The sequence below is a fragment of the Clostridium sp. genome, from assembly GCF_032576335.1.
Classification (GTDB): domain Bacteria; phylum Bacillota; class Clostridia; order Oscillospirales; family Acutalibacteraceae; genus Faecalispora.
Genome location: NZ_JAWFXC010000001.1, coordinates 137,718 through 155,929, shown reverse-complemented (window position 1 = coordinate 155,929; position 18,212 = coordinate 137,718). Strand labels below are relative to the sequence as shown.

Genomic DNA, 18,212 nt, shown 5'->3' with positions numbered 1-18,212 from the left:
TCACTACGATTATAGTGAACGATTGTTCACTTGTCAAGAAGAAAAGCGAAATGATATCTAAACTTTTATTTATAGGCAATTGTGGTCTCTCTGGCAAACATCAAGCAGAACACGTGTGTTTCTGTTATTTTTGGTGTACGACTATTCCAATCTTTCATAAACAAAAGAGAAAGCGAGTGTGAAATACATGATACAAGAAATCGTAAAAGATGAACTCTTTCTTCGCCTGCCGTCAGAGCCTGCAACACCAGCTGATGCACAAGTTGCACAGGATTTGCTCGATACGCTTGCTGCAAATGCAGAGCGCTGTGTAGGGTTAGCTGCCAATATGATTGGGGTGCTAAAGCGCATTATTGTAGTGGATGACGAGGGAACTGCTCTTGTTCTTTTTAATCCGGAAATTATCAAAGCAAGCGAGCCTTTTCAAACGGAGGAGGCATGTCTTTCCCTAGAAGGAAACCGCTCGACGAAACGCTATAAATCCATTAAAGTGCGCTACCAGAATGAAAACTTTCAGGAGCGAATAAAAACGTATAAGGGCTGGACGGCACAAATCATTCAGCATGAGATTGACCACTGCAACGGAGTTATTATTTAAAATATTGCAAAGCAACGTGGAAGATGCAAAAGAGAAAGCCTTGGGTGTTTGTTACCCAAGGCTTTCTCTTTTTTAACTGCTTATTCCTCACCAGCCTTAAAGTTATAGACCGGGCGAATGATTTTCTCAATCTCTACCGTGTCGCCAATGTTTTCAATAATGTCTTCCATCCGTTTATAGGCCATAGGGCATTCATCCAGTGTGGCTTTTCCCACGGAGGTAGTATAAATACCATCCATCTGTTTTTTGTACTCCGATACAGTAAAGCTCTGCTTTGCCGTACCTCGGCTCATAAGCCGCCCTGCGCCGTGAGGGGCGGAGCGGTTCCAATCCTCATTGCCGCGTCCTACACAAATCAGGCTGCCATCCCTCATGTTAATAGGAATAAGCAGGCGCTCTCCTGCTTTGGCAGAAACAGCACCTTTTCGCAGAATCATGGCCTCGGTGTCAATATAATTGTGGATGGTGGTAAAGCTTTCATCCACATGCAGACCCATGCCACGGAGGATTTCGTCTACCATTGCCTTGCGGTTTAAAAGCGCGAATTGCTGAATGAGCTTCATGTCGTGAATATAGTGGTCAAACAGCTCACCAGAGAGGTAGCAAAGGGCTTTGGGAATAGCGGTTCGCTTGGTGTTCTTTAAAGCCTTAATGGCCTTTTGAACTTCCTTTTCTCGTCCCTCCGCTTTTAACTGCTCAATAAGCGCCTGAACATCTTCTTCGCCGCTGCCGTTGCACTGGTGGTAAGCTTCATTCTGGTAGTAATTTGCTACCTCTAGCCCCAAGTGTCGGCTGCCGGAGTGTATCACCAAGTAGTAACGCCCTTCATCGTCGATGTCCACTTCGATAAAATGGTTACCGCCGCCAAGGGTGCCAAGGCTCTTTTCTGCACGCTGGGGGTTGATTTCTTTGTAGCAATAAAGCTTGGTCAGGTTAATCTCCTGCATATAGCGGTGCGGCTTTTCCCGTATGGCAAAGCCGGAAGGAATTTTCGCATAGATGAGCTTATCTAGCTTTTGCAGCTCAATATGGGTTTCTTTCAGTTTTACCGTTTCCATCCCACAGCCGATATCCACTCCTACTAAATTGGGAACAATTTTATCGGTGATGGTCATGGTTGTTCCTACCGTACAGCCCGCGCCAGCGTGAACGTCCGGCATTAGTCGAATGCGGCTGCCTTGTGTAAACTCTTGGTTGCACAGTTCAATAATTTGGGTAATGGATGCCTGATCCACCACCTCTGTAAACACCTTTGCGGTGTTGTATTTTCCGTTTAGTTCTAACATGTATTTCTCCTTCGATGGTACAGTCGCTGCCGAGCACAGCGAGGGCTCTCAATACGATTTATTGCATTTCAATTGCTCTTTGTAATATCCCCAGTTCCATCTAACTTTAGCCGGTGTGGGCTTAGTAAAGAAAACAGCGCAAGTAGTATTGGAGTAGTGTCCAATATCGCTGTAAATTTATTATGCCCAAAGCGATTAAGTTGCGAAAAGGGCATACTGCCTGAAAATGAAACAGACAGTATGCCCACTTGTTTTATAAACCATTAAAAATCTGTCAAATCATGCATTAGAATAGTTTTGTGAGTGCATCCTCAGTTGGGTTTGAAAACACATTTACAGAGGAGTCTTGCGAAAGCATGGAGTCTGAAAATAAGCTCGCCATAGGGCTTTGTGTTTGTTCTGAATCCGCAAATAAAGCCTGTAGAGCCTGATACTGGTACAGCTTCATCATCAGGTAGCTTTCCGAAGTGGTTGCACCCATGGTTGAGGGAGAGACTCCTTCACTAATTGCAGAGACGGGGTAACGCTCATCAACCGTATTTGCCTGCACCGTAAGGGGAACCGTACCGGCTGTTAACTCGGAACCGGACAGCTTCATTACCTTTTGCACATATTTCTGTGTTTCCTTAAATGGGGGGATACCGCCGTATTTTTTTACATTACCCGTGCCTGCGTTATACGCGGCAACAGCTAGGGTTTCGTCACCCTCATACTTGCGCAGAAGCTGGCTTAAATATTTAGCACCACCCATAATATTCTGCTCTGCATCGAACGGGTCACTTACGCCAAGGCTTTTTGCGGTACCCGGCATAAGCTGCATAATACCCTGTGCACCGGCAGTAGATACCACCGTCGGGTCAAAATCGGATTCCGCTTTTGCAACCGCCTTAAGCAGATTCAAAGGGACGCCATAGGTTTGGGAAGCCTTTTGAAACATGGCATCCAGACTGGTGCTTTGCTGAACAGAATCCAAAACGCTGGAAAAAGAGGTGCCGTTTTGTGGTGCAGATTTGTCTGTAATCTGCGGGGTGCTGCTGCCCAAAGCAGCTGCGCTGATGCTTGGAAATTCCAATGTGTTCAAAACAACACTTCCTTTTTCGACATTTTACTTATTCTTAGGCTAATACAAGGTCGTTCGTTTGTCAATCCTTTTGGTATTAAAATGGGAAATTAAATACCAGATTGTTGGAACATCTTCTCAAAGAGCGTATTTGCTTTATGAAGGGGCTTCTTCAGTGCAGCCAAGGGAAGAAATACAAGAATAAAGCAGAGAAGTGACCGAATATTTTCATATACGCTATCCCATGTTGGGCCAGCAATCGCCTCACGGAAGCCGTTGATGCCGTAAGTAAACGGCCAGAGTGGGTGCAATACACCAAATACATGCGGGTTGGTTTGAATGGGGTAAATACCACCGGCGCCCGCAATTTGGAACACCATCATTATTACGACAATGGCTTTGCCGACATTTCCAAACAAAGAAACCAAAGTAAAAATAATAACAACAAATGTGATAGAGCACAGTAAGCTGAACAGCATCATCAATCCAAAGTTCTCTGGTCGTACCCCCAGAACAACAACATCACCCACGGTGATAATGGTTGACTGAATCAGCGACAAGAATAAGAACAGGTTCATTTTGCCAAAATGCTTTTGCTTGAGGTTTAGATGATAGCCTTCGGGGTCTTTGCAGTGTACCGTTAAGAATGCGCAGAGGAGCAGAGCACCCACCCAAATGGCAAGTACGGAATAGAACGGGGTAAGACCTTCACCGAAGGTACCGCCTTTATAGATTTCCTCCTCTACAACATTAAGAGGGGAAGAAATAAAATCGGCAATGGAGTCAGGGTGGTTTTCTACTAAATCCTGCAAGGTTTCTAGGTCTTCGGTTGAGATGTCATCCAGTTTGCCGAGCACGTGATTTAAATCCTTTTGGAGGGTATTGAGCAAATCGGTCATTTGTATGCCGCGCTGCAGCGATAATTCACTGGATGCCTTTGATAATGCAGCTAGGGCATCCAACTGAGGAACAATTGCCATAGTGGAGCCAATCAGGTCGCTGGTGTTGTTAAGAGACTGTACCATGCTGTTGCTTAGGCTGCTGAGCAGTGGCGCGCCCTGCGTGGAATAGGTAGTAGCAAGGTTACTGGTAAGCTGAGCATTTTCGTCGCTTAGCTTAGAAAGGGTGGTAAGCATTTCATCCCTTGCTTCCTTAGAGGTGCTGTTTTTGGAATCCACTATTTTTTGGAGTAAATCGTGCTGGGTATTTATAAGACGGTCCGCATACTTTAAAGAGTTAATGAGCAAGGTAAGTGCGCTCATATCGTACGACTTATTTAGTTCGGTAAGGTCCTTTATATCCGTTTCTAATAGAATATCCATCGATTTGCAAAGGGCAATGTTTTGCTGGGCAATGCGCTTGGTGTTTTCATCCAGCGTATTGTTGTTGATACTGCGAAGTGCGGTAATCAACTGTTGGTTTTGTTGGTTGAGCTCCTGCATACGATTTAAATCCGCACTAATATTGGCGGCAATTGATTGTATAGTGTTTTGCGTTTTTTGGGTAAGGGATGCCGCAGACGACGTGATTTGCTGCAAACCGTTGATTTGGTCTGCAATGGTAGGGGAAAGCGCCGCTGCTTCATCGAGGTAGATCTGAAAACTTTTGGTGTTTTTACTGGCCTCATCGATAATCGATTTTGCACGAGTAATATCTCCGTCAGCTTTTTTTAGAGTAGTTTTAAAATCCTCCAAGCGGGAGGGGGTTATATCGGTATCCTGCGTTTTCTCATTGATGATATCCATCGATTTTTCGTTAACCGTTTTTACAAAGCTGCTTTCAATGTTTTCGATTAAGCGGTCTTTTGCAACCGTTGTAATTTTAGAAGCAATGGCATTGAGCTTCTCGTTCACACGGTACGTTAAAACCGGTTTTTGTGGAGTGGAGGTGGTTAAACTCGCCAGCCGCTGCGAAAAATTACGGGGGATTTCAATCATGGCGTAGTAATTCCCTTGGCTTAGGCCATAGTTACCTTGCCAATCGCTTACAAATTGCCAGCCGATGGATTTGTTTTCTTTGAGTTCCTCTATTATCTTATCGCCAACATTGATAATCTCTCCATTTACAACCGCACCTTCGTCGTTGTTTACAATCGCCACCGGGAGATTGCCGGTGTTTGCGTAGGGGTCCCAGCATGCGTAAATATTAACCCAAGCATAAAGGGAGGGGAGGATACATAAACCAATAACTACGGCAAGTGTGGCTTTGTTGTGGCGGATGGTTCGCATATCTTGAAAAAAGACCATAAAAACGGGACGAATGCGGTTTTGAGCAATGTAATGCAGGCCCGATTTTATTTTAGCGGGGATAGCCCCAAGTTTTTTAAGTCGTTTCATGTTACATTTCCCTTTCATTCGCCTAGGCCGGAGCTTTCAAATGTTTCTTCAAAGCGATGTACCGGTTCCGCCATTCTCTGAACAACAAAATACCCAGAAATGAGGAAGACAACGGCAAACAGGCCCAGTACAGAAAAATCCAAAAGAACCTGGCTGGTAAGGGGGCCGCCAATCGCCTCGCGAAAGCCGCTCACGGTGTAAGAGAACGGGAACAGCGGCTGAAGAATTTTGAAAATGGGCGGATCTACTTGGATGGGGTAGGTACCACCACTGCCGGGAATCTGAAAGATCATGTAAATAATTGCCAGTGCTTTACCCGCATTGCCCAGTGTGGAATACAGGGTATACGTAATTATGCAAAATACTAGGGAGGAGAACACGCCAACCATAACAAACAGCAAGGCGTTCACCACATAAATCTTGAGTAAAAGAATGTTGCCAAGTGAGATGACAAGCCCCTGTATAAGTGCCATAGAGCAGAAGGTCATCATTTTGCCGTAGTGCTTTTCGCGCAGCGTTAAATGCTCAAGCCCCTCCATATCGCGCGGGCGAGACCTTAAAATAGAGTTTAAAATAAGGCAGCCGACCCAAAGTGCCAGAGTGGTATAAATCGGCGCCATGCCGGAGCCGTAATTGGGAATGGCGTTAATATATTCTACATTTTGTTCAAACGGCTTTGCGACAAAATCGCCCATGAACTCGGGGTTGCTTTGCATAATGGAGATAATCTGTACAATGTCGTTGTTGTCGATAAGCTCCAGCTTACTGCCTAGAGATTCAATGCTTCCTTTAAACTCCTTAAGCTTGCTTTTTAATGTTCCGGTTACATCGGTAGAAAGCTCTGAGCCGGACTGCGCCGTTTTTAACATGGCACCTATTTCAGTGCCCAGTTTTTGCGTGGTTTGCGAAATTTTGGCGGCATTGTCTGCGGAAGAGACCAAACGTTGGCCGATTACATTTACGTCGCCACGAATGCTATCATTATAATCCTTTAAAAGGGTGGTAAATTGGCTTTCCATCTGGTACAAATCGTCGTTTATGGTATTTGCTTTCCCAGCAGTAATCTGAGCCGCTGCGTCGGCTTGTGTGTGAAGGGTATTTAGTTTTCCCCGCATGCTATCCACCTCTGCAGCAACGGAATCAAGCGAGCGAATCATTTTGGTGAGCTGTGTTTTTTTATCGGATTGATTTCCCTCCACCTTTTTCAAAAAATCATTTGTTTTATCAATTTTCGGGATGGCATCGTCAATCATACCAATAACGGTTGCTGCCGTTTGATTTGCGGAAGCGATTGCTTGTGCAGTGGAATTGCGGGAGGCCTGAATCTGCTTCAGTGTGGTAATCAAATTCTTACCCATGCCGGAATCCTGCAACGATTTTAGGGAGCTAATTAAGCCTTGCAGCTGGGGTGAGTTCAACGAACTGTTGAGTGCCTCGAGAGTAGCTATCATAGAGCTGAGGGACTGGTCAAGTGCCTGCGCTTGTTTTTCCAGTTCAGGAACAGTTTTGTCTAAATAATCGTAAAAGGCTTTTGAGCCTGCATCCAGGCTTTTTAGGCCCTTTTGCAGCTCCACCAATTGAGAGCGTGATTTTACCAGAGCGGCACGTAATGTGGCTAGGTTTTTCTGTGCGTTTTCCGCATCCTTGCCCCAGTCGATTTGGCGGTACTTTTTAAGGTAGGAAGAGGTAGCGTCAATTGAGGAAGTCATACCACCAAAGGCTGCGTCCAAATTAGAAAAGGCGGTATCCATTTTAGCGGTACTGCCTTCTTTTGCGGCATCATTCAGCTCGGTAAGCAGCGCGTGAATACGCTCACTGGAGGTTTGAACGTAAGATAGGTTCGTATCCATATAAGTCAGAGAATTGTCGAGCCGCTTCTGCGCATCCCGCGAAAGCTCTTGCCGGTTGATTGCGTTTTTATTTGCCGTTTCTAGGCTGCTCTCTACCATTGGCCAAGCGGTATTCATGCTGACTAAAAATTGATTTAAGTTAATGGAATTCGTATTCAAATTATCAAGTGAATAAGTGATGACATCCATATTTCGGTTTAGGTTTACAATGGCATCCTTCATCTTAATAATGTTTTGCAGGTTTTTATCCGCATCTTCTCCCACGGGGTTTAATGAAGAGAAAATCTCCTCATTTACCGTTGAAACAAAATTCGATTTAATTTCTTGTACTAAGGTGTTTTTTGCGCTCTCTGTAATTTTTTCAGCAACAGGGTTCACCTTTGTATCTATTTTAAAAATGATTTTGGGTTTGACAGGGTTTTCTGAAAACAGAGTGGTAAAGCTATCTGAAAAGTCTTCGGGCAGCTCAATGGAGGCATAGTAGGTTCCGTCTGCAAGGCCAAGGTCTGCTTGGCGTTTGCTTACGAATTTCCAATCGATTTTATTATTTTCTTTGAGTTTATCAACAACACCGCTACCAATGTCTACTTCTTTATCATGGAATTCAACAGGGCGGTCATTGTTGACGATGGCAACCGGTATATTACCGGTATTCTCGTATACGTCCCAACATGCTTTTATATTTACCCAAGCATAGAGTGCCGGGAGAATACAAATACCAACTGTAATAATGAGTGCAACAGGATTGCGAAGTATTCTGCGCCAATCTTTTATAAAGACCTTGCGCATGTTTTGAAATTTCATGTGTGCTCCTCTCTAGGGTGGGCCGATTGCCCGCAAACTGGTTTTCCGGTTTGTGCATGGTTAATAATAGTACACGATTCCTTTATTTTGTCAATGGACAGAAATATTTAGGAAAGTGAGAACAAAAGAATGAATCTATAATTTCTATTTTATATAGAAAAAATAAGAGACAAAAACAGTAAATAAAGGTATACTGAAATCTATAAATAAAGAATGATTTTCAATATTCGATTGAAAACTTTTCTATAAGGCTTACAAATGAAAGTTCAAATCATAGGAAAGAGGGGAAATACCGTGCTAAAAATAGGGTGCCATTTATCATCTGCAAAAGGATTTTATGCAATGGGGAAGGATGCGCTCTCCATTGGTGCAAATACATTTCAATTTTTTACGCGTAATCCACGTGGCAGCAAGGCAAAAGAAATTGACCCAAACGATGCTGCCGCACTTCGCGATCTAGCAAAGAAAGAGGGAATCAGCCACATTTTGGCTCACGCTCCCTATACGCTTAACGCTTGCTCTGCTGACCCAAAGGTAAGAGAATTTGCACACTTTGTAATGCAGGATGACTTACAGCGAATGGAGTATTTGCCAGGCAGCTATTATAATTTTCACCCCGGCAGCCACACCGGCCAAGGGGAAGAGGTTGGCATTGCACTAATTGCAGAGGTTCTTAATGCCATATTAACCCCAGACCAAACCACTACGGTATTGCTTGAAACGATGGCTGGAAAAGGCACTGAGGTAGGCTGTACATTTTCACAGTTACGCCAAATAATAGACCGAGTTTCTTTAGAGGATAAAATGGGCGTATGCCTCGACACCTGCCATGTGTATGATGCCGGCTACGATTTGGTAAACGACTTGGATGAAGTACTAACCCAGTTTGATAAAGAAATTGGTCTTTGCAGATTAAAGGCAATTCACCTCAACGACAGCATGAATCCCTTCCGCAGCCATAAAGATCGCCATCAAAAAATAGGTGAGGGTAGTTTGGGGCTTTCTGCAATGGAACGGATTATCAATCATCCCGTACTGCATAACTTGCCTTTTTATTTAGAAACTCCAAATGAACTTCTCGGCTACGCAAAGGAAATCGCCTTACTAAAAAGTATGTACCGTGAGTCGGAGCAATAGCAGAGTTATGGAGAATTAGTCCATTTATATAAAATTTAGAAGGGTCATGAAAATTGGCCTTTCTTTTTTTGTTGTATTACCGAAAGAATTGTATGTTAGAAAATTTGAGCTATGTAGCTGACGCAATGGAGCCAATTCGGAAATTACACTATTCATTTTATGTCATTTTCACGTAAATGAAAATTGATTAATATTCTTAACCATGTTATAATATAACAAATAAATAAGAATTTTTTGTAAATAAAACATTTAAAATTTATTTCTTTTTCAATAATGCGGTGCTAATGAGGGAATTCAGTGAATAAAGGTTATTTTTAAAATGGAGGTTATATTGTGACGCAGGATGAGATTAAAAAAATGGACCGCAGAATTCAGCAAGTAAAAGACCCTTTTGGAACGGGTTTTCCAAGCTTTTACCGCCTTTTAGACGACATGGCGCTTAAAAAGGGTGAATCTCGCGATGAAATATTGCGGCAGCTTATCGATTGGAAGTCAAAGTACCGTATTTAATTTTAGATACGTGGAAGTTTTTCCCTAGAATTCATTCATTTTCAGACGAAACATCCGATAAAATAATTACAAATACCATTTTGTTGAAATACAATTACATAGCTAGGCAATCGGATGCGAAAATAAGAGGCTGAATCATGAAACTAAATGTGAATCAAATGCTACTTTCTTTTTCCTTTACATTGGATTTTGTGGAAAAAGATTTACTCAAAGACGTTACCAATCATACCAGACATGTGGCGTATATTTGCGCTCGAATTGCAAGGTTATTAAATCTTCCGCAGTCAGACTTTTTCGATTTAATTTCTTATGCACTTCTGCACGACAATGGAATTACGCGCTCTTTGTTAGACAGAGGGCCGATCAATATGGCTGGGCTTGAAAAAAATGTTCGGCATTGCGAAATTGGGGAAGAAAACGTGTCTTTCTTCCCCTTTAACAACCCCATTCCCGGTGTTATTTTGTATCACCATGAAAATTATGATGGAAGCGGTTTTTTTGGTAAGAGCGGAGAAGACATTCCCTTTTACTCCCGTTTAATCTCTTTGGCCAACCGAATTGCAGTGGAGTACGCACAGGGAAACTCCACGCGCGACATTATGGCGATGCTGCAAAAAGATTCGCAGCTTTACGACCCCGAACTATTGCAGCTATTTTACCGCGTATCGCAGCATGGGGAATTCTGGCTGAATATGCAGCCCATGTTTATTAAGCTTGAGCTGGAGCGGCTGCTCCCTCATCAAATCAAAGAAATCGGCTTTCGCAATATTCGCCGTATCTCGCAGCTATACAGTAATATTATTGATGCAAAGTCACCCTTTACTGGAGGGCACTCGCGTGGTATTAGTAAAAAAGTGGGTATTTTGTGCCGCTACTATGGTTACGGGGAAGATGAGTATTGGAAAATGCGCATCGCAGCAGATCTGCACGACCTAGGAAAGATTATGGTTCCAAATGAAATTTTAGATAAACCCGGAAGTCTTACTCGGGAAGAAATTGATATAGTACAGTCGCATACCTATTACACCCGCAAGGCGCTTGAAATGGTGCAAGGCTTTGAAGATATTACCGAATGGGCAGCAAACCACCATGAAAAACTCAACGGCAAGGGGTACCCCTACGGTTTAACTGCGGAGCAGCTTGATTTTAACTCTCGTATGCTTGCTTGTGTAGATATATACCAAGCATTAACGGAAGACAGACCCTACCGCCCTGCGCTTTCTCATGTAGATGCAGTCAGCATTTTAGACACAATGGCAAAACAAAACCTGATTGATGCTTCCATTGTAAAGGACATCGAAGTGGTTCTAGGCGTTGCCTTTTACGAGGAAGATTTAAAGCTGATAAAGAAAAAGCAAATCTTATAAAATGAGAATAATTATCGTTATATACACTAAGAAAGTGACCGGGAAAGCGGGCATTTTTTCCATCGAGTAGTCTTGTTTTACAAAGGCAACATGGTATAATAAGAAATATAGAAAAAAGGATTGATTTTTACTGCAAAGCAATGGTTTTGCTTTTAACATAGTGTGTTACAAGTAAAACCAAACTGGCTATTAAATTAAAAAAACCAAAGGAGTGATATTTGTGTTAAATGAAAAAGTGGTAGAGCTGCTCAATACGCAAATTAATAAAGAGTTCTTCTCGGCTTATTTGTATTTGGATATTGCCAATTACTATAAGGATGAAGGGCTGGACGGTTTCTCCAATTGGTATCAGATTCAGGCGCAGGAGGAACGTGACCATGCAATGCTGTTTCTGCAATACTTGCAGAACAATAACGAGAAAATCGTTTTGGAGGCAATTGCAAAACCCGATACAAAGTTTAGTGATCTAATCAGCCCGGCAAAGGCCTCGCTTGCGCACGAGCAATATGTAACCAGCCTGATTCATAAAATTTATGAAGAGGCTTATACGGTAAAAGATTTTCGCACCATGCAGTTCCTTGATTGGTTCGTAAAGGAGCAGGGCGAAGAAGAGACCAATGCAGAAACCATAATTAAGAAAATAGAGCTGTTCGGTTCTGACTCCAAGGGCTTGTACCTGTTAGATCAAGAGTTGGCAGCCAGAGTGTATGCGGCACCCAGCTTGGTACTGTAAGAGTTACAGTCTGCGGGTAAAAGGCTAACGGTGTAACACCATTTGTTTTCGCATTGTTGTTACCGCCATAGTCCATGAACCGCAAAAGGGTTTGCCCAACAGGACAAACCCTTTTTTGTTACACCGGTAATAGTGGAAGCTATAAATGGCCATTGGTTTGCAAATAATCGGCATAGCGGCGCAATTGATCCGCTGTTTTAACGTGCTCGTTGTACCGGTGCAGTTCCATTTGATCCGGAACGGGTAGAGACATAAAAAATTGCCTGCTACTGCTGCTTCGGCGAATCAAATCTTTTAAATTTTCAGCTTTCACAAAGTATCACCCTGTTTTACTATGTGTTGTCTGGCTCTGCATTATGGCAGGGAAATTACACCATACGCAGAGCGAGACCTTTTTTCTCAAGGAAATAGAATAGGAGATGTTATGAACTCAGTTTCTTGGCTAACGTTTGGCCTTGCGTTCCCGTTTTTTATGACTACGTTGGGAGCGGCGCTCGTATTTTTCTTTCGTGGTACAATTCATGAAAATGTACAAAAGGCATTATTGGGCTTTGCTAGCGGTGTGATGATTGCCGCTTCGGTTTGGTCGCTGTTAATTCCAGCGATTGAACAGGCAGAGCAACAAGGGCAGGTAGGGTGGATTCCCGCTGCGGGCGGCTTCGTTTTAGGCGGCCTCTTTCTTTTGGCTTTGGATAATGTGCTGCCACATTTGCATTTAGGGGAAAGCCAGCCGGAGGGTGTTTCTTCCTCTTGGAAGAGAACAACGCTTTTGTTTTTAGCCGTTACCCTACATAATATTCCAGAGGGCATGGCCGTGGGGCTATCTTTTGCACTTGCTTTGCAAAGTGGAGAGCAGGGAGCACTTAGCGCCGCGGTTGTACTTGCAATTGGTATGGGAATTCAAAACTTCCCAGAGGGTGCGGCAATTTCTTTACCCTTGCGCAAAGAGGGTCTTAGCGTATCAAAGGCCTTTTTGGGTGGTATGTTATCAGGTGCGGTTGAGCCAGTGTTTGCAGTCATCACCATTCTTCTGGCAAGCCACGTGCTCTCTTTCATGCCTTGGCTGTTGGCGTTTGCGGCGGGTGCAATGCTGTATGTGGTTGTAGAAGAGCTAATCCCCGAAGCCAGCCGTGGCGAACATTCCAATGTAGGAACACTAGGCGTAATGGGCGGTTTTGTTTTAATGATGATACTAGATGTGGCATTGGGTTAAATTCTATTTCTACCAATACTGAGATACCGTGCATTCGACTTCACTTTAAATGAGGGAAAAATGGCTATTTTTCTAAAGAATTCTTGTATGTCCAATTGCTTATAATTCGCTTGACAAAATAAAAACATATGATATATTTATGGGTGTGGAAGGCGATATGAGCTTGCTTTTCTTTCACTAAGCTGCTATACCGGCGCATATTAAGATGCTGCCAATAAATATAAAGGAGCGGTTTTATGGCTTATCAAATCAAAGACGTAAAAGGCAGGGAGATTTTGGATTCCCGCGCAAACCCAACCGTTGAGGCGGAGATTTTACTGGAAAATGGCGTATCAGCTCGTGCGGCTGTTCCCAGCGGTGCTTCTACCGGCCAGTTTGAGGCGTTGGAGCTAAGAGATAAGGACGCAGCCCGCTTTGGCGGAAAGGGCGTTCAGAAGGCTGTTGCAAACATCAACACCATCATCCGTGACCGCCTGATTGGCATGGACGTTTCTGATGTTGCTGCCATTGATGCTGCTATGCTTGAGCTCGATGGAACCAAGGATAAATCGAACCTGGGTGCAAATGCGATTCTGGCAGTTTCTCTTGCTGCTGCACAGACCGCTGCAAAAGCACAGGGTGTTCCGCTGTACCGCTTCTTGGGCGGCGCTGCTGCTGACACTCTTCCTGTTCCTATGATGAACATTGTAAATGGTGGCGCTCATGCTGCAAACAATGTTGATATTCAGGAGTTTATGATTATGCCTGTTGGCGCTCCGAACTTCCGTGAGGGCCTGCGTATGTGCACAGAGGTGTTCCATTCTCTGGCAGCGATTCTGAAAAAAGAGGGTCTCTCCACTGCAGTAGGCGATGAGGGCGGCTATGCGCCGAACCTGAAGAGTGACGAAGAGGCAGTTCAGTACCTGCTGCGTGCTATTGAGGCAGCCGGCTACAAGCCCTACGATGATTTCATGCTGGCAATTGATGCGGCTTCCAGCGAATGGAAGAGCGACAAAGGCACTTACCTGCTGCCGAAGAGCCAGAAGCACTATACCACAGATGAACTGATTGCATTCTGGGAGGATTTGGTTTCCAAATATCCCATTCGCTCCATTGAAGATGGCCTTGACGAAGAAGATTGGGATGGCTGGAAGAAGCTGACCGATCGTTTGGGCGACAAGGTTCAGCTTGTTGGTGACGATTTGTTCGTAACAAACACAGAGCGCCTGCAAAAGGGTATTGAGCTCGGCTGCGGTAACTCCATTCTGATTAAGCTCAACCAGATTGGTTCCTTGACCGAAACACTCAATGCTATTAAAATGGCTCATAGCGCAGGCTATACTGCCGTTGTTTCTCACCGTTCCGGTGAAACAGAGGACACCACCATTGCGGATTTGGCAGTTGCGATGAACGCAGGCCAGATTAAGACTGGTGCTCCCAGCCGCAGTGAGCGCGTTGCAAAGTACAACCAGCTTCTTCGCATTGAAGAGGATTTGGGCAAATCTTCCCGCTACCCGGGTAAGGCTTGCTACGACTGCAAATAATAGAATATCTCTTCGCGAGTGAGCGGAGCGAAAAGGCAATGAAGATAAACTATCTTCATTGCCTTTTTTATAATCTGCACTTGTTATTTCTACTATTTGAATACTCTAAATATAAAAACAAAAGCAGAAGCTGTTAAGCGAACTTTTTGGTTTGGTCTAATTTGTAGTAATTATAGTACATTGTTCGTCCTTTCTGTTTCGTTACATCCTAACATTAAACCCACAAGCATGGTAATTGCTAATTATAATGCTTTGCTTAGTAACAAAAGAAATCAACCTAATTTTTACGCAGTTACTGAATAATTATTCAGTAACTGTTGCGCTTTTTTATTTGTTTTTTTAAAATGTATAGTGAAATGATATTATATATGAAAAAGAAAAGAAAACCTCTCTAAGCCGCGCTGTAACCGCATTCTTCGCTTATTTCATCTGTTTTTCGTCAATTAAAGTAAGTATAGCGTAATTCGTAAAGGGATTGCGTTATTTTTGCTATGGCACACAATATAGCACTACATAGGTAGGCAGACATACCAAGCTTACTGTAAGAGAAAAAACAAGCACTAATCTGCATTTATTCAATGGAATTCCTGCATAATAATCAAAAAAATCTGCGGGTATCTAGCAATTTGTGCAGAAAAATCGTTAGATTTGTGCATTCTGGTACAATATGTAAAAGACTTAGAATTGCCTAAATTTAGTCCTCTATCCGTGAGAAAGTCGGGAAATGAATCGGCGAAACGGGGAAATTTGTGCATTACCATAAAATAAGAGAAGTAATCGGAAAATGATTGACAAGCAACGTATAAATAGTTACAATATATACGATATTATTCATAAATTCTATGACAGCGAGGAGGTTCTGACAAAGAGCGGCCTTGCTGTTTTTATTTTTAAGGAGGTAGAGGTGTTTGAGCAGGTATACAAAGGCGGATATTCTGGAGCAGATTCAGAAAAATAACGTCCGCTTTATTCGACTGCAGTTTACCGATATGTTCGGCGCGATTAAAAACGTGGTCATCACCAGCGGGAAAATCGAAAAAGCTCTGGACAATGAGTGTATGTTCGATGGTTCCTCTATCGAGGGGTTTGTCCGCATTGAGGAATCCGACATGTATCTGCACCCGGATTTAGACACGTTCCTGATTCTGCCTTGGAGCAGGCAACTTGGCGGCAAAACCGCCCGCTTAATTTGCGATGTTTATAAGCCGGATGGAACTCCTTTTGAGGGTGACCCTCGTTACATTTTGAAAAGGGCTCTCAAAAATGCTGCCGAAATGGGCTTTACCCTCAATGTAGGGCTTGAGTGCGAATTCTTCCTCTTCAATACGGATGAGTTTGGGCACCCCACTACCGTTACGCACGACACTGCCGGGTATTTTGACCTTGGCCCTGCCGATTTAGGGGAGAGCGCCCGCCGGGACATTTGTCTTACCATGGAAGAAATGGGCTACGAGGTGGAAGCTTCTCACCATGAGCTTGCCATGGCACAGCATGAAATAGACTTTAAATATCAGGAGGCGCTGTGCTCCGCCGACCAGATGATGACCTTTAAAATGGTGGTGAAAAACGTAGCGAATGCGCATGGCCTTTGCGCGTCGTTTATGCCAAAGCCTCTTTCAGGTCAGGCTGGTTCGGGCTTGCACACAAACATTTCTCTCTTTAAAAACGGAGAAAATGTGTTCTATGACCCCGAAAGTGAAACCGGGCTGAGCCGATTGGCACACCACTTTATTGCGGGTGTGATTCGCCATATTAAAGGAATCTGCCCGTTTACCAACCCGATTGTGAACTCCTATAAGCGCCTTGTGACCGGTTATGAGGCACCCCGCTACATTGCGTGGACGACCGGTAACCGCAGTGCGTTGGTTCGCGTACCGAGTGCAAGGGGCATTGGCACACGCGTTGAGCTTCGCAACCCCGACCTTGCAGCGAACCCCTATTTGCAGCTAGCGGTTTTGCTTGCCGCTGGTCTCGAGGGCATTCGCGAGGAGCTACAACCGCCCGCTCCGGTTGGCTCCAATATATACGATATGACCCCCGACGAACGGCAGGAGAAAGAAATTGACTGCCTCCCCGCGAATCTGATTGAAGCGGTTCAGGAATTAAAGCGAGACCCATTTCTTTGTGAGGTTTTGGGTGAGCATGTGTACCAAAAGTACATTGAAGCAAAAGAACAGGAATGGAACCGTTTCAACAGCACGGTAACCCAATGGGAGCTAGAGGAATATCTCGAGAAATTCTGAGAGCCGGTAAGGCACCAATTTTTCCAACGGGGGTGTGACCGTGAATGGGCAGTGTAATTGTTGCAAATCCAAATAAAGACTCTGCCCGGCGGATTGGTGCAGTGTTAAAATCAGGAGGAGTGCTGGTGTACGGCACTTGCACCACGGGTGCTCAGCTTCTGGAGATGACCAGTTACCATTACCGTGGCGGAGTGGTTGTGAGTACGCTCGATTTGCAAGATGTTATGGCGGCATGGGAGCTTCCGCAAATGGCGCCCAACTACGATTTTCTATTTGTGGTAAAGCCGCATCAGTCTGAAATTGCCGCAGAACTGGAATCGGCTTGCCTAATGACACCGCTGAACAAACCAGATTTAACCGCTTCTGTCAATATGCTTCTAAATCTCCCAGAACCGGGAATACCGGTTCGCAGGAATTTTGAAGAGGACCCCAAAGAGCTTCTTCAGCGAGCAAAGTTGCTCTTAATGGAGCGCAATTACTTTACAGAAGCACAGGCACATCGATTTCTTCAAAAAAAGAGTATGGATACCGGCAAACGGCTTGTGGAAATTGCGGCCATTGTACTGGAATTGTTCTAGAGCAGACCCGTTTGTGTATCCTAGCTGTTTTCAAAATAAAGAAAGCGCCCTGCCCCGACAAGCTACCTTGGGGGATGGGCGCGTAAGGCAAAGCCAAAGTGGTATCGCATAGAGGAGGAGTAAAGTTTGAAGTTTACAAAGATGCACGGCATCGGCAATGATTATTTGTATTTTAATTGCTTTGAAGAGCCCGTAGCAGACCCTGCCGCACTTTCCATTCGCCTGAGTGACAGGCATTTTGGAGTTGGCTCTGATGGAATTATTCTCATCGGCCCCAGTGATAAGGCAGACTGCACCATGGATATTTACAACGCGGATGGCTCCCGCGCCATGATGTGCGGCAATGGAATTCGTTGTGTGGGCAAATACGCTTACGAGCGCGGCATTGCGAAAAAAACAACCCTCACGGTAGATACCCAAAGTGGAGTGAAAACACTGTTTTTAACCGTGGATGAAAACGACCACGTTACCAGCGTAACGGTTAATATGGGCAAGCCCGAATTGATTGCAGCGAAAATTCCAACCTTGTTTGAGACGGAACAGGCTATTGACCATCCGCTCGATGTTGCAGGCAAAGAATACCGTGTGACCTGCGTTTCGATGGGCAACCCGCACTGCGTTACCTTTGTGGATGATGTGGATGCCATTGCGCTTGAGGCAATTGGCCCATCCTTTGAATTTCACCATATGTTCCCCCAGCGTGTAAACACCGAGTTTGTGCAAATGATAGCAGAAAACGAAGTGAAAATGCGTGTTTGGGAGCGTGGCTCCGGCGAAACATGGGCTTGCGGTACCGGTGCATGTGCAGTTGCGGTAGCTTGTGCATTGGGTGGAAAAACCGGGCGTCAGGTATTGGTGCACCTAAAGGGTGGCGACCTGAACATCCGCTGGGATGAAGAAACGGACGAGGTCTTTATGCAGGGCCCCGCAGAATTTGTGTTTGACGGGCAAATCGATTAAGAACTGCCCGAATG

15 protein-coding genes are annotated in these 18,212 nt (G+C 44.4%); 10 read left to right on the top strand and 5 right to left on the bottom strand.

Annotation, left to right across the window (positions count from 1 at the left end; genetic code table 11):
• Window positions 1-187: 187 nt before the first annotated feature.
• The gene (locus tag E7L17_RS00685; RefSeq protein ID WP_316321596.1) at window positions 188-598 is read left to right on the top strand and encodes a peptide deformylase; all 411 of its coding nucleotides are present in this window, start codon (window positions 188-190) and stop codon (window positions 596-598) included.
• Between the two features lie 80 nt (window positions 599-678).
• On the opposite strand, the gene E7L17_RS00680 is transcribed toward E7L17_RS00685, so the two are convergent.
• The 4 genes from E7L17_RS00680 to E7L17_RS00665 form a co-directional block, all read right to left on the bottom strand.
• Window positions 679-1,884 (bottom strand): RtcB family protein, encoded by a 1,206-nt coding sequence (locus E7L17_RS00680; RefSeq protein WP_316321341.1) that lies wholly within the window; start codon window positions 1,882-1,884, stop codon window positions 679-681.
• Between the two features lie 286 nt (window positions 1,885-2,170).
• The gene (locus E7L17_RS00675) at window positions 2,171-2,965 is read right to left on the bottom strand and encodes a lytic transglycosylase domain-containing protein (RefSeq protein WP_410470637.1); all 795 of its coding nucleotides are present in this window, start codon (window positions 2,963-2,965) and stop codon (window positions 2,171-2,173) included.
• Between the two features lie 89 nt (window positions 2,966-3,054).
• Window positions 3,055-5,280, bottom strand: a complete 2,226-nt coding sequence (locus tag E7L17_RS00670; RefSeq protein ID WP_316321340.1) for a YhgE/Pip domain-containing protein — start codon at window positions 5,278-5,280, stop codon at window positions 3,055-3,057.
• A gap of 14 nt (window positions 5,281-5,294) precedes the next feature.
• Window positions 5,295-7,934 (bottom strand): YhgE/Pip domain-containing protein, encoded by a 2,640-nt coding sequence (locus E7L17_RS00665; RefSeq protein ID WP_316321339.1) that lies wholly within the window; start codon window positions 7,932-7,934, stop codon window positions 5,295-5,297.
• 294 nt (window positions 7,935-8,228) lie between these two features.
• On the opposite strand from E7L17_RS00665, the gene E7L17_RS00660 reads away from it, so the two are divergent.
• From E7L17_RS00660 to E7L17_RS00645, 4 genes are all read left to right on the top strand, one after another.
• Window positions 8,229-9,071, top strand: a complete 843-nt coding sequence (locus E7L17_RS00660; protein WP_316321338.1) for a deoxyribonuclease IV — start codon at window positions 8,229-8,231, stop codon at window positions 9,069-9,071.
• 333 nt (window positions 9,072-9,404) lie between these two features.
• Window positions 9,405-9,581 carry a hypothetical protein gene (locus tag E7L17_RS00655; RefSeq protein WP_187138286.1) on the top strand — a complete coding sequence of 59 codons (177 nt, stop codon included), beginning with the start codon at window positions 9,405-9,407 and terminating at the stop codon, window positions 9,579-9,581.
• Window positions 9,582-9,718: 137 nt separating this feature from the next.
• Window positions 9,719-10,948 carry an HD-GYP domain-containing protein gene (locus E7L17_RS00650; RefSeq protein ID WP_316321337.1) on the top strand — a complete coding sequence of 410 codons (1,230 nt, stop codon included), beginning with the start codon at window positions 9,719-9,721 and terminating at the stop codon, window positions 10,946-10,948.
• 220 nt (window positions 10,949-11,168) lie between these two features.
• Window positions 11,169-11,681 (top strand): ferritin, encoded by a 513-nt coding sequence (locus tag E7L17_RS00645; RefSeq protein WP_085832273.1) that lies wholly within the window; start codon window positions 11,169-11,171, stop codon window positions 11,679-11,681.
• Between the two features lie 139 nt (window positions 11,682-11,820).
• On the opposite strand, the gene E7L17_RS00640 is transcribed toward E7L17_RS00645, so the two are convergent.
• Window positions 11,821-11,994, bottom strand: coding sequence for a hypothetical protein (locus tag E7L17_RS00640; RefSeq protein ID WP_187138285.1), 174 nt, complete (start codon window positions 11,992-11,994; stop codon window positions 11,821-11,823).
• 111 nt (window positions 11,995-12,105) lie between these two features.
• Here E7L17_RS00640 and E7L17_RS00635 point away from each other — a divergent pair, with 111 nt between their 5' ends.
• The 5 genes from E7L17_RS00635 to dapF all read left to right on the top strand — a co-directional run bounded on the left by E7L17_RS00635 (window position 12,106) and on the right by dapF (window position 18,198).
• Entirely contained in the window at window positions 12,106-12,894 is a 789-nt protein-coding gene (locus E7L17_RS00635; RefSeq protein WP_316321336.1) for a ZIP family metal transporter, read from the top strand.
• A gap of 236 nt (window positions 12,895-13,130) precedes the next feature.
• Complete coding sequence (gene eno / locus E7L17_RS00630) at window positions 13,131-14,417, top strand: phosphopyruvate hydratase (protein WP_316321335.1); 1,287 nt, start codon at window positions 13,131-13,133, stop codon at window positions 14,415-14,417.
• 908 nt (window positions 14,418-15,325) lie between these two features.
• Entirely contained in the window at window positions 15,326-16,660 is a 1,335-nt protein-coding gene (gene glnA / locus E7L17_RS00625) for a type I glutamate--ammonia ligase (RefSeq protein ID WP_316321334.1), read from the top strand.
• A gap of 44 nt (window positions 16,661-16,704) precedes the next feature.
• A complete protein-coding gene (locus E7L17_RS00620) occupies window positions 16,705-17,238 on the top strand; it encodes an ANTAR domain-containing protein (protein WP_316321333.1) in 534 nt (177 codons plus the stop codon).
• Between the two features lie 126 nt (window positions 17,239-17,364).
• Window positions 17,365-18,198, top strand: a complete 834-nt coding sequence (dapF, locus tag E7L17_RS00615) for a diaminopimelate epimerase (RefSeq protein WP_316321332.1) — start codon at window positions 17,365-17,367, stop codon at window positions 18,196-18,198.
• Window positions 18,199-18,212: the final 14 nt, after the last annotated feature.

Coding starts and splice junctions, on each gene's coding strand:
- E7L17_RS00685 (WP_316321596.1), top strand. CDS start 188: ATGATACAAGAAATCGTAAAAGATGAACTCTTTCTTCGCCTGCCGTCA.
- E7L17_RS00680 (WP_316321341.1), bottom strand. CDS start 1,884: ATGTTAGAACTAAACGGAAAATACAACACCGCAAAGGTGTTTACAGAG.
- E7L17_RS00670 (WP_316321340.1), bottom strand. CDS start 5,280: ATGAAACGACTTAAAAAACTTGGGGCTATCCCCGCTAAAATAAAATCG.
- E7L17_RS00665 (WP_316321339.1), bottom strand. CDS start 7,934: ATGAAATTTCAAAACATGCGCAAGGTCTTTATAAAAGATTGGCGCAGA.
- E7L17_RS00650 (WP_316321337.1), top strand. CDS start 9,719: ATGAAACTAAATGTGAATCAAATGCTACTTTCTTTTTCCTTTACATTG.
- E7L17_RS00635 (WP_316321336.1), top strand. CDS start 12,106: ATGAACTCAGTTTCTTGGCTAACGTTTGGCCTTGCGTTCCCGTTTTTT.
- eno (WP_316321335.1), top strand. CDS start 13,131: ATGGCTTATCAAATCAAAGACGTAAAAGGCAGGGAGATTTTGGATTCC.
- E7L17_RS00620 (WP_316321333.1), top strand. CDS start 16,705: ATGGGCAGTGTAATTGTTGCAAATCCAAATAAAGACTCTGCCCGGCGG.